The organism is Amycolatopsis sp. NPDC004368 (genome assembly GCF_053602515.1).
Window position 1 is genome coordinate 1 of record NZ_JBSGDT010000031.1, and the last position, 11,810, is coordinate 11,810.

Genomic DNA, 11,810 nt, shown 5'->3' on the forward strand with positions numbered 1-11,810 from the left:
CCGTTGTTGAAGAAGGCCGGGACGTTGTTCGAGGACGCCGGGAAGGCGTTCAAGGGTCTCAAAGGCGGCAAGGTCGCCCCGCCGCCGAAGACCAAGGACCTCTCCGGCACCCCGAAAGCCCCGCCGGCGAAATCCGGCGGCGCCGACAGCGGGGGCACGAAGGCCTCGGGTTACGAAGGCACGCCGAAGGACTACACGCCGCCGCCCGCCTCGAAGGGCGCCGACGACGGGACCCACGCGTCCGGCTACGAGGGCACCCCCAAGGACTACACCCCGCCACCGGGCAAGTCCGGCGGTGACGACGGCACCTCGGCCTCCGGCTATTCCGGCGGTGCGGGCAAGGGCGACGACTCGACCCACACCTCCGGCACCGGCGGAAGCGGCAGTGGAGGCAGCAGCGGTGGTGGTGGCGGCACTCCGCCCCCACCGGCCAAGGCGGACCCACCACCGCTCGACACGGGCTCGGGGCCCGCGGGCGGCGGTTCGCTCGGGGGCTCGTCGGGCGGGTCGAAGGGCCCGGCGGCCCCTCCGCCGGCCTCGCCGAAGCCGGACAACCCGCGGGACACCGCGGTGGACAAGGACAGCCGGATCTGCAAGTCCGACCCGGTCGACGTCGTTCGCGGCGCCGTCGTGCTGGAGCAGGTGGACCTGCGGCTGCCGGATCCGCTGGTGCTGGAGCGGCTGCACCTGTCGACTTACCGGGCGGGGTTGTGGTTCGGTCCGACGTGGACGTCCACTGTGGACCAACGGATCGAGCTCGACGCCCGCAACGCCACGTTCTACTCGGCCGACGGCACGATCCTCGTCTACCCGCTGCCCGCGCCCGGTTCGCCGGTGCAGCCGGCGGAGGGCCCGCGGCGCCCGCTCTCGGTCGGCGAGGACGGCACGTACACGGTCACCGATCCGTTGCGGGGCACCGAGGTGCGGTTCGCGCCGCTGCCGGGCCGCGGCGGTGCGGTGCTGCCGATGGCGGCGATGGTCGGCGCCGAAGGTGCGCACGTCGAGGTGGAGTACGACCGGTTCGGTGCGCCGAAGCTGCTCAAGCACTCCACCGGGTACCTGGTCGAGCTCGAGTCGGACGCCGGGCGGATCACCGCGATCCGCGTGGTCGACGCGACGAAGAACCTCACCGTGCTCGCCCGCACTTTCGGCTACGACGAACGCGGCCGGCTGGTCCGGGTCGTCAACTCCTCGGGCCTGGCCGAGACCTACGACTACGATCCCGCCGGCCGGATCACGGGCTGGCAGGACCGCAACGGCGTCTGGTACCGCTACGTCTACGACACCGAGGGCCGCTGCGTCCGCACGGTCGGCGACCGCGGGTTCTACGACGGCCAGTTCGCCTACGACCCCGAACGCCGGGTCACCACCTACACCGACTCCCTGGGTCACCACACCGAGTTCCACATCAACGAGGCCGACCAGGTCGTGCGCGAGGTCGGCCCGCTCGGCGAAACGACGGTGTCCACTTGGGACCGTTACGACCGCCTGCTCTCGCGCACCGACCCGCTGGGGCGCACCACCGCGTTCGAGTACACCGACGAAGGCCTGCTCACCGCGATCGTGCGGCCGGACGGCAGCCGTGCCGAAGTCGAGTCCGGTGTGGACGGATCGCTCACGCTCACCGTGACCAGTGGTGCCCGCACCTACCGACGCGTGTTCCCGGCCGGGACGGCGCCGGACCTGCTCGCGGTGCGCGCGACCGCGGGCACCGAGTTCCAACAGGACCGCCAGTGGACCGCCGAGGTCGCCCCGGGCCCGGTCGAGGACCCGGTGGAGCGCGACCTGTTCGGGCGGCCGCGCGTGGTCACCGATGCCTCGGGCGCGCGCACGCGGCTGGGGTGGACGGTCGAGGGCCGGCGCGCCAGCCGGATCGGCCCCACGGGCCGCCAGGACGAATGGCGCTACGACGCCGAGGGCAACGTCGTCGAGCACGCCGGCGACCGCTACGAGTACGGGCCGTTCGACCTCACCATCGCGAAGATCGACGCCACCGGCGCCCGCACGTCCTACGAGTACGACACCGAGCTTCGCCTGACCCGCGTGACCAACCCCGCGGGGTTGAGCTGGTCCTACACCTACGACGCCGCCGGGCGCACGGTGTCGGAAACCGACTTCGACGGCCGAGTGCTGCGCTTCGAGCACGACAGCGCCGGGCAGCTCGTGAAATCGGTGGACGGCACCGGCGCGGCCACCACGTTCACCTACGACGAGCTCGGCAACGTGGTCGAGCGCCGCACCGCCGCCGGGGTCACCACCTACGCCTACGACCCCGTCGGGTTCCTCGTGCGCGCCACCGAGCGCGACAGCGTGGTCGAGATCGAGCGGGACGAGTTCGGCCGGGTGGTGCGGGAAATCGTCGACGGGCGCGCGGTCGCGTACACCTACGACGAGGTCAGCGTGCGCCGCCACACACCGTCCGGTGTGGACAGTGTGTGGACCTACGACGCCGAGGGCACCCCGGTGGCGCTGGCCGTCGCCGGGCAGGTCGTCTCGTTCCGCTACGACGAAGCCGGCCGCGAGGTCGAGCGCACCACCGGCACGGGCACCACGCTCACGCAGGCCTTCGACGGCGAACACCAGCTGACCCGCCAGGTCGTCACCGCCCGCGCCACCGCGCGCGTGGTGCAGCAGCGCGGGTACACCTACAGCGCCGACGGACGGCTCGTCGGCGTGGACGACGCGCTGTCCGGGCCGGTGCGGTACCGGCTCGATCCGGCCGGCCGCGTCACCGACGTCTCCGCCGCGAGCGGGACCGAGAGCTACCGCTACGACCCGGCCGGCAACATCGTCCACGCGCAGCTGCCGGCCGCCGACCCGCGGCCGCGCCACTACACCGGCAACACGCTGGCGTCGGCGGGCCAGGTCCGCTTCGCCCACGACGCCCAGGGCCGCCTCACCACCCGCCAGGACGGCGCCGCGACGTGGACCTACCGCTGGGGTCCGCTCGACCGGCTGCTCGGCGTGCGAACACCTGACGGCACCCAATGGCGCTACCACTACGACCCGCTCGGCCGGCGCACCGCGAAGCAGCGCCTCGCGCCGGACGGCAGCGTGGCCGAGGAAGTCACCTTCGCGTGGAGCGGCCAGCTGCTCGTGGAGCAGGTGCACCGCGACGCCCAGGGCCGTCAGCTCGTGCTCACCTGGGACCACTACCCCGACAGCACCCGCCCGGTCACGCAGACCGAGCACCTGGGCACCGGGGTGCGCTTCTTCTCGTTCGTCACCGACCAGATCGGCACGCCCGTCGACCTGGTCGACGCCCACGGGGTCGTGGCCTGGCACGCCACGCCGTCGCTGTGGGGCCGGGTGACGCCGAGCCGCCCCGGTACCGTGTCGACGCCACTGCGCTTCCCCGGCCAGTACGCCGACGACGAGACCGGCTTGCACTACAACGTCTTCCGCTACTACGACCCGGGCACGGGCCGCTACCTCAGCCAGGACCCGCTGGGTCTCACGCCGGCACCCAACCCGGTCGCTTACGCACCCAACCCGCTGTTCGAGGCCGACCCGCTCGGCCTCGGCTGCGGCGGCAGCAAGCCGGTCGAAGACACCGACGCACCGCCACCTCCTCCGCCACCGCCCCCACCGCCGCGCCAGAACGCCGGCAGCGACGCGACGCACGTCCAGAACTCCAACCCGTCCTCGTCGACCCCGAACACGTCCTCCGCGCCGCCACCGCCTCCGGTGCCGAACATCGGCGGCTCGAAGCTGGGCGGAAATGCCGGTGGCGCAGCACCTCCGCCCCCGCCGCCGCCGCCTCCGCCGCCGCCTGTCCGCGGTTCGGGCGGTACCGGCACCACGCCTGCCGGTGGCGGTCACACCGGTGGCGGCAACGGCGCACCGCCGCCCCCGCCACCCCCTCCGCCCCCACCGGGCCGCGGCGGCTCCAACCTGCCCGGAAACACCGACACAACCTCCGGTAGCCACACCGGTGGCGGTAATGGCGCACCGCCTCCGCCGCCGCCTCCCCCGCCGCCCCCTGGCTCAAAGCTGCCCGGAAACACGGACACGACGCCGGGCGGCTCCCACACCGGTGGAGGCGAGGGTGCACCGCCACCGCCTCCGCCGCCTCCGCCGCCCCCTGGGCACGGACACACCGGTGGCACCGGCGCACCCCCGCCCCCGCCACCGCCGCCCCCGCCGCCGGGCCACGGCCCCTCGGGTGGACACCACACCGGGTCGGACGACGTCCCGGGTCACCACGGGACCGACTCGTCGGGTTCGGGTCACCACGGCGGCGACTCGTCGACCCCGGACCACACCGGTGCCGACCACAACACCGGCCACCACGGCGACGACTCGCCGTCGAACGACCACGGAGACACAACCGGCCACAACCAGCACGACGGCGGCCACGACAGCAGCGGCCACGACGGATCGGGCCACGACGGCACCGGCGGTGACCACACCGGCGGCGATCACTCGCACTCGGGTGGCAACCAGAACGGGCACAAGCCCATCGACTACGAGCCCGCGGGCTCGGACCACCCCGGGCACAACCGTCCCGCCCAGGACAACCGGCCGTTCGAGGACAAGTACGCGGACTACAAGAACGAGCTGAAGATCGAGGGCCCGCAGAAAACCCTGAACATCCCGAACAACGACAACATCACGCTGAACACCAGGATCGGAGATCTCCCGCCCGGCGTCGCGCACGGCTTCGGGCCGGCTGACGCCGACAAGAAGGTCGGCCACTTCTTCGGCAAGGACGACGAGTACCTCAACAAGATCGACGAGGACAGCGGTCGGCCGCAGGGTGATGTCAAAGCGCACCTGGATCTCGAGCTGAGCGGCGGCGGTGGCTACAACTACCAGACCGGCACGATCAACGTGCAGAACGACATCGGCAACTACGACAAGACGCTGTACCACGAGATGGGGCACATCAAGCAGGACCAGCTCGGGTACAACGGGGCCAATACGAACGTGTCGGTCATCGAGTACCACAACGTGCTGCACCACGAGAACAAGTTCAACCTCAACGATCCGCCACGCACCGACTACACGCTGGACCAGGTCATCGGCAAAGCGAACAAGAACCGCACCTGGGACGACATGGTGAACGACATCAACGGACTGCCCGACGACCATCCGAAGAAGGCGCAAACCCAGAACGCGCTCGCCGACATCGACAACGTCCTGAACAATGACCCCCGGTACGCGGGGGTGTCCAACCAGATGAAGACGAATCTGGCCAGCGAGTACTTCTGGAACAAGAAGAACAACAGGTACTGAGCAGCCGCCGGGCCGAGACCCCGCGTCTCGGCCCGGCCACCGCTCACGACCGCGACATCACCAGCCGCAGGTTGCCCGACGTGCCTTCCGAGTTTCGCGTCGCGCCTCCATGCCTCTCACCGAGCGTCACCACTCGACAACCACCCGCAGCGGCCCCGATCTCCGGATCGGGGCCGCTGCCGTGTCCGGAGGCTTGTGGCGCAGCGCACGACGAAGTACCGTCGCCTCATTCGAATTTAAGAAATATCTTTCGGTATTTCGAATCGAAGGGACTCGGGGTCAATGGCGACGACGATGAGGACCACCACGGCGACGAGCAGACGGCGCGTCGCCGTCGCGTGCATCATCGGGAACTTCCTGGAGTACTTCGACTTCGGCGTGTACGGGTTCCTCGCCGTGGCCATCGGGCACGAGTTCTTCCCCGGCGGGTCGAGCGCGGTGGGGCTGCTCAAGTCCCTGGCGGTGTTCGGCGTGGCGTTCGCGGTGCGGCCGCTGGGCGGCGTCGTGTTCGGGCTCATCGGGGACCGGGCGGGGCGCAAGGTGGCGTTGTCGGCGAGTGTGGCGTTGATGGGCGTCGCCACGACGGTCATCGGGCTGCTGCCCTCCTACGCGACGATCGGCCTCGCGGCGCCGGTGCTGCTGGTGTTCCTGCGCTGCCTGCAAGGGCTCGCGGTCGGCGGCGAGTGGGGTGCGAGCTCCGCCTACCTGATCGAGACGGCACCGGCGGACCGGCGCGGCATCCCTGGCAGCTTCCCGTCGATGGCGGCGGCGCTCGGGCTCATCTTCGGCGCCCTGCTCTCCCTCGTCTTCCAGCTTTCCCTCAGCGCCGCCGACCTCGACAGCTGGGGCTGGCGCGTGCCGTTCTTCGTCGCCGCGCCGCTGGCCGCTGTCGGCCTGTACGTGCGCCAGAAGCTGGAGGACACGCCGGTCTTCGCGCAGCTGGCCGAGAGTGACGTCCCGCGGGCCCGGCTCAAAGACGCGCTGCGCCGCGATCAGGCCAAGGCGATCTTCGTGACGTTCGGGTTCTCGTGGATCTGCGGGGTGGGCCTGTATTTCCTCGGCACCTACGTCGTCAACTTCCTGACCTCGACCGCCCACGTCGGTGGCACCCGCGCCACCGTGCTGACCTCGATCGGGCTTGCGGTCTACTGCGCGCTGTGCCCGCTCGCGGGCCGGCTGTCCGACCGGCTCGGCCGGCGCCGCACGCTGCTGTTCGGCTGCCTCGGGCACGTCGTGTTCGGCATCCCGGTGTTCATGGCGCTGGGGACCGGGTCGACGCCGGTGGTGATCGTCGCGCTGATCGTGTTCGGGATCTTCCAGGCGCCGATCAACGCCAATACCTCGCTGGTGCTCATCGAGATGTTCCCGGCCTCGACCCGGCTCACGAGCGGCGCGATCGGGTTCAACCTCGGCGTCGGCGCGCCCTCGGGGTTCGCGCCGCTGGTCGCCGCCGCGCTGGTGGTCTCGACCGGGCTGAGCTACGCGCCGGGGATCCTGCTCGTCGGCGTCGCCCTGGTCTGCGGGCTGATCCTGCTGCGCTGGCTGCCGGAGACGGCCGGGCGCGACCTGACCCTCGACGTCGACGCCACCAAGTCCGGCCCCGCCCCGACGATCGCCGGCAAGGTGACCGAGGTCGTGACGCAGTGATGCGGGCTGCCGTGCTCACGGCGCCGGATCACTTCGAGATCCACGGGCGCCCGGTGCCCGAACCGGTGGCCGACCAGTTGCTCGTCCGGGTGGCCGCGTGCGGGATCTGCGGCCACGACGTGTTGGCCCGCAAGGGTTTGCTGGCCGCCAAGCCCGGGCAGGTGCTCGGGCACGAGATCGCTGGACGCGTCGAAGCCGTCGGCCCGGCCGGCGATGGCTCGTGGCTGGGCCGCCGGGTCGCGCTCGTGCAGCGCTTCCCGTGCGGCACCTGCGCCGACTGCCGGGTCGGCCACACCAACACCTGCCGCGGCGGGCCGGGCTTCTACGGCGAGGACCTGCCCGGCGGATACGCCGAGTACGTGCTCGCCGGGCCGCTCAACGCGGTCGCGCTGCCCGACGCGATCGACGACACCGCGGGCGCGATCCTGTCCTGCGCCCTCGGCACCGGCCTGCACGCGCTGCGCCGCACACGCGTCTCGGCCGGCGATGTCGTGCTCGTGACCGGTGCGAGCGGCGGCGTCGGTGTCCACACGGTACGGATCGCCGCCGCCCTGGGCGCGACGGTGATCGCCGTGACGAGCCGCGAGGCCGCCACCCCGGCGTTGCTGGCTTCCGGCGCCCGGGCCGTCGTCCCCGTTCCGGCCGGGGCCCCGGGTGTCCGCGAAGCCGCCGCGAACCTCGGCCGGCCACGGGGTGTCGACGTCGCGATCGAGACGACCGGCACCCCGACGTTCGCGTTGTCCCTGCGCGCGCTGGCGCCACACGGCCGGCTGGCCGTGGTGGGCAACACCGACCCCGGCGCCGTGTCGGTCCACTTGGGACTCGTGATCCTCAAGGAGCTCGAGATCGTCGGCTCGGCCCACGCGAACCGCCGCGAGCTGCTCGACGTCGTGGACCTCGTCGCGAGCGGTGAGGTCACGCCGGTCCCGCCGCGCGTGTGGCCACTCGCCGACGTCGCCGCCGCGCACGCCGCCGTCGACTCGGGTGCGCTCGTCGGCCGGGCGGTGGTGCGGCCGTGACCGGTCCGCTGCACGGGATGACCGTGCTCGACCTGAGCCAGCAACTGCCGGGGCCGTACGCGACGTTCCTGCTCGCCTCGCTCGGCGCCGACGTCGTGAAGGTCGAGCCGCCCGCCGGGGATCCCGCGCGGCGCTTCGACCCGCCGATGTTCGAGCGCGTGAACGCGGGCAAGCGCAGCGTTTTCCTCGATCTCAAGGCCTCCGCCGACTGCGCTCGGTTGCTGGAGCTCGCGGCCGGGTGCGCGGTGTTCGTCGAGGGATTCCGGCCCGGGGTCACCGCCCGCCTCGGCTGCGACGAGCAGGAAGTGCGGGCGGTCCGCCCCGACGTCGTCTACTGCTCGATCAGCGGCATGGGCCAGACCGGACCGCTGGCCGGGCACCCGACCCACGACCTGTCGTTGCAGGCCATGGCCGGAATCCTGAGCGACACCCGGGAATCCGACCGCATCGGTGTGCCGTGGGTGGACCTCGGCACCGCCACCACGGCGGCGCTCGCGATCACGGCGGCGTGGCACGCGGGCGGCGGCGCGGTCCTCGACCTGGCGATGCTCGACGTCGCGACGGCCTGGACCAGTGTCAAACCCCTCGCCGTGAGCGAGGCCGAGGCGACCTACGGCGTCGTCCCGGCGAAAGACGGTTCGGTGGCGGTCGCGTTGCTCGAAGACCACATGTGGGCCCGGTTGTGCTCGGCGCTGGGCTGGCCGGAAGACCCCGCGCTGGCCACCTACGCCCGGCGACGCGGGCACGCGGCGCAGATCCGTGCCCGGCTGGAAAGCGCGTTCGCGGACCGCACCGTCGCCGAGCTGATCGCCCTGTCCCACGAGCACGACCTGCCCCTCGGCCCCACCGACGCGACGGGCGACGCGGACACCGTCGCCCAGCTCGCCGCGCGCGCCCGCGACCACAGCCCCGCCGCGCGCCACACGCCGTTGCCGCTGGATCTGCTCGCCGGACCACGCCCGTCTCGGACCCAGGAGCCGCCCCGGATCGGCTAGGCTTTTTGGCGGATGACCGGCGACGAAAGGCAGAGTGCGTGGCAGCCGACGCAGGAGCGGAACGGTTCTCGCGAGTGTTCGACACGCTCGAACTGCTCGTCGGGCACCCGGAGGGCATGACACTCACCGAGATCGTGAACCGGCTCGGGATGCCGGCGAGCAGTGCCCACAACCTGTTGCAGCGCATGGCCGCCACCGACGTCATCGTGGTCTCCGACGACCTGCGCTACTCCCTCGGCTCGCGCGCGGTGCGCCTGGGCATCCGCATCGTCGACGGCCTGGAGGTGCGCGACGTCGCCCGCCGCCCCCTGCAGGAGCTGACCCGCGCGACCGGCGAGGACGTGTACCTCGCGGTGCGGCTCGGCACGCGGGTGTCCTACATCGACCGGTTCCCCGGCACGCGGCCCATCGCGGTCGACATCCGGCTCGGCCAGTCGCTGTTCCTGCACGCCACCGCCGTCGGCAAACTGTTCGCCGCCTTCCACGCGCCGCTGCACCGGCGGCTGCTGGGCGAAACGCGCCCGCAGCTGACCGACCACACGCTCACCGAGGAGCCGGACCTCGAACGCGAGCTGCACACGATCCGGCGCACCGGCTATTCGGTGAGCCGCGAGGAAGCCATCCCCGGCGTCGTCGGCTACGGCTTCCCGATCCGCGACGCGTACGGCGAGATCACCGCCGCCATCCACATCTCCGTGCCCCTGGCCCAGATCGACGAGACACACGAGAAACTGCTGGTGGACAAGGCGTTCGAGGCCGCCGCGACGATCGAGGCCGACCTCGGCCGCGGCGGCGCGGACCTGGCGCGGCGCGGCCGCCGGGCCTGAACCCGGGGCCGGATCGATCCCTCAGTCGAGGCAGAACTCGTTGCCCTCGACGTCCTGCATCACCAGGCACGACTCGTTCTCCTCGTCGGCTTCGAGCAGCTGCACCCGCGTGGCACCGAGCGGCAGCAGCCGCGCGCACTCGGCCTCGAGCGCGGCGACGCGCTCCGCGCCCACGAGCCCGGTGCCCACCCGCACATCGAGGTGCACCCGGTTCTTCACGACCTTGCCCTCGGGCACGCGCTGGAAGTACAGCCGCGGCCCGACACCGTTCGGATCGGCGCAGACGAACCCCGCGTCCCGCTTCTCCGGCGGCAGGGAGGCGGTGAACTCGTCCCAGGTGGCGAACCCGTCCGGCGCCGGCGGGACGACATAACCCAGCACCTCGCACCAGAACCGGGCGACGCGCTCGGGTTGCGCGCAGTCGAAGGTGACCTGGACCTGCCTGACAATCCCCATGGCGCCCACCCTAGTCGGATTTTCCGCCCGGGCTCGGTATTTTCCGCCGGCGCGGGCACCCCTGACCGGCCTGGGGAGACTACAGGAAAGCCCAGCCCGGCCGCCCCGACTTGCACGTTTCGTAGGCCACCGGGTCGATCGTCTGGTAGATACCGATCACCGTCTCGCCGTCGCAGGTGACGCGGCACAGGTGCTCGTCCAGGCCGCGCAGGCCGATGCGGGTGCGCGGGTCGGTGAGGTCGTAGGTCTCGCCCTCGGTCATCGACGGGCCGTCGTAGGAACCTTGGTGGATGCCGCTTTCCGGGGTGCCGCCGTACATGCCGCAGCGCAGGAAGGCGGTTTGCAGGCCGAGGTGCTCGTAGTGCAGCTGTTTCACCTCGCCCGTGCCGAGCCGGTAGTCGACGACGCCCTCGGCGAAGATGTCCGTGTCGGGGTCGAAACGCAGGCGGCGCGTCGGCTTGGCCACGCGCGTTGCGCCCGCGCGTTCGTCACCGAACGGGTAGTACACGCGATCGCCCCACAGCGTCCAGCCGGTGAAGGGCACGAACGCGTTGCCGGAAACGCCGACGTGCAGCCGTCCGCCCAGCGACATCGCGGGCCCGCCCACGCCGCGGCCCGTGCCCCAGTGCCGGTCGCGCGTGCCCGCGGAGCCGGGGCCCAGCTCCACGCAGGTGCCGTCGACCTCGACCCAGCCCTCGACCGTGCCGAAGCCCTCGAAGCCGGCCGTCACGTCGTTGCGCCGGCCCGGCGGCGTGCCGTGGGCCGAGTCGGACAGGGGCTCGCGGAACACCTGGCGGGTGGTGTCGCGGAAGGTAAGGTCGTAGCTGATGCCCCACTCGTTGGGTTCGAGCACGTAGCGCCATTCCCTGAGCCCACGGATGATCTCCGGCGCGATCGGGCCCACCCTCAGGTCGGCGCGGTCTACGCCGAGGTCGCGGAAGCTGCGCACGGACGTGTGCCGGCCGCGGAGGTTCACGATCGCGTAGGCCTCGGCGCGGTCGAGGTTCGGGTAGAAGCTGCCGCCGGTCGCGACCATCACCTCGCCGGCCGGGTCGTGGCAGATCATCCAGTACCGCTCGTAGGCGCGCGGATCGCCGGTCGCCATCACGCGGATCGGGTCCGGGGTCTGGTGGATGAGGTAATCGTCCAAAGGGGACAGGGGGAACTGCTCGGCGAAGTGCTCGTCGCCCACGGTCAGGTCGCTCATCGCCACCTCCTCAGCTCGGGTCGGTCTCGACGCGACGGATCAGGTACTCGGTGATCTCCCGGCGGGCGGGGGCACCGGCCGGCAGCCGCGCGATCACGCGCGACAGCAGGGATCTCAGCTCGGCGTTGCGTTCCGCGGCGCGGTGGACGTCGGTGCCGCTCTCCACCGGCTGAGTCACCCGGGCGACCTCGGCCGCGAGCGGGGAACCCGCGGCTACGCAGCGGGTCAGCAGCTGCGCCATCGTGAGGTTGTCGGCGGTGTAGAAGGGCAGCAGCACCGACCACGAACGCCCCACCTGCGTGAGCAGCCGCCGGACGTTGGCGAGCTGTTCACGCGAGTCGCGGCTCAGGCCGGGGTCGGTGGCGACGGCGTCCAGCAGACGCTGGGCGCCGTGCAGCTGGTCGTCGATGGTCGGGCGCAC

At 71.9% G+C, this 11,810-nt stretch carries 8 protein-coding genes; 5 read left to right on the forward strand and 3 right to left on the reverse strand.

What is annotated here, in order from left to right; genetic code table 11:
* Positions 1–24: 24 nt before the first annotated feature.
* From ACWEOE_RS32175 to ACWEOE_RS32195, 5 genes are all read left to right on the forward strand, one after another.
* Positions 25–5,238 (forward strand): RHS repeat-associated core domain-containing protein, encoded by a 5,214-nt coding sequence (locus ACWEOE_RS32175; RefSeq protein ID WP_452015823.1) that lies wholly within the window; start codon positions 25–27, stop codon positions 5,236–5,238.
* A 294-nt stretch (positions 5,239–5,532) separates the two neighbouring features.
* Positions 5,533–6,885, forward strand: a complete 1,353-nt coding sequence (locus ACWEOE_RS32180; RefSeq protein WP_452015825.1) for an MFS transporter — start codon at positions 5,533–5,535, stop codon at positions 6,883–6,885.
* Complete coding sequence (locus tag ACWEOE_RS32185; protein WP_452015827.1) at positions 6,885–7,904, forward strand: alcohol dehydrogenase catalytic domain-containing protein; 1,020 nt, start codon at positions 6,885–6,887, stop codon at positions 7,902–7,904. The genes ACWEOE_RS32180 and ACWEOE_RS32185 overlap by 1 nt, the downstream gene beginning before the upstream one ends.
* The gene (locus ACWEOE_RS32190) at positions 7,901–8,899 is read left to right on the forward strand and encodes a CaiB/BaiF CoA transferase family protein (protein ID WP_452015829.1); all 999 of its coding nucleotides are present in this window, start codon (positions 7,901–7,903) and stop codon (positions 8,897–8,899) included. Before ACWEOE_RS32185 ends, ACWEOE_RS32190 begins: the two co-directional genes overlap by 4 nt.
* Before the next feature lie 38 nt (positions 8,900–8,937).
* A complete protein-coding gene (locus ACWEOE_RS32195) occupies positions 8,938–9,726 on the forward strand; it encodes an IclR family transcriptional regulator (RefSeq protein WP_452015831.1) in 789 nt (262 codons plus the stop codon).
* A 21-nt stretch (positions 9,727–9,747) separates the two neighbouring features.
* Here ACWEOE_RS32195 and ACWEOE_RS32200 read toward each other — a convergent pair whose 3' ends face one another.
* From ACWEOE_RS32200 to ACWEOE_RS32210, 3 genes are all read right to left on the reverse strand, one after another.
* The gene (locus tag ACWEOE_RS32200) at positions 9,748–10,182 is read right to left on the reverse strand and encodes a VOC family protein (protein ID WP_452015833.1); all 435 of its coding nucleotides are present in this window, start codon (positions 10,180–10,182) and stop codon (positions 9,748–9,750) included.
* 79 nt (positions 10,183–10,261) lie between these two features.
* The gene (locus tag ACWEOE_RS32205; protein ID WP_452015835.1) at positions 10,262–11,389 is read right to left on the reverse strand and encodes a hypothetical protein; all 1,128 of its coding nucleotides are present in this window, start codon (positions 11,387–11,389) and stop codon (positions 10,262–10,264) included.
* Positions 11,390–11,399: 10 nt separating this feature from the next.
* Positions 11,400–11,810, reverse strand: a complete 411-nt coding sequence (locus ACWEOE_RS32210; protein ID WP_452015837.1) for a hypothetical protein — start codon at positions 11,808–11,810, stop codon at positions 11,400–11,402.